Here is a 520-nt window from a genome sequence, read left to right on the forward strand (position 1 = left end):
GCGGGTGCGGGCGCGCCGGCGCACCGTGGTGTAGCCCAGCATCTCCGAGTAGTCGTTGGCGTCCTGTTGCTCGCGCGGGGCGTAGATGATCTGCAGCGCGTGGTTGGTGATGATGGTGCGCGAGAGCTCCTTGCCGTAGACCGCGTCCAGCTGCGCCATCGACTGGATGATCGGCAGCAGCCGCAGGTTGTAGCCGGCCATGTAGGCCACCGCCTTGGAGATGATGTCCACCCGGCCGATGGCGGTGAACTCGTCCATCAGCAGCAGGCACTGGTGCCTGATCGACTTGTCGTTCTGCGGCAGCACCTTGGTGTTGACGTTGATCAGCTGGCTGAAGAACAGGTTCACGATCAGCCGGCTCTCGGCCAGCTTGTTGGGCTGGATGCCCACGTAGATGGTCATGCGCTGGCGGCGCACGTCGTCGAGCCGGAAGTCGTCGCCGCTAGTGGCGGCATCGAGCACCGGGTTGAGGAACGGGTTGAGTGGCTCGCGGAACGAGCCGATGATCGAGGCGAAGGTC

Annotated in this window: 1 protein-coding gene; it reads right to left on the reverse strand. The window is 64.6% G+C overall.

The features are described 5' to 3' along the window. Nucleotides 1-520: type IV secretory system conjugative DNA transfer family protein (locus tag E2F46_RS17370; protein WP_165967516.1), on the reverse strand; the 520-nt coding region annotated here is incomplete at both ends.

Origin of the sequence: Luteimonas aestuarii (assembly GCF_004357985.1) — a bacterium.
In the GTDB taxonomy this organism is placed as follows: Bacteria; Pseudomonadota; Gammaproteobacteria; order Xanthomonadales; family Xanthomonadaceae; genus Luteimonas; species Luteimonas aestuarii.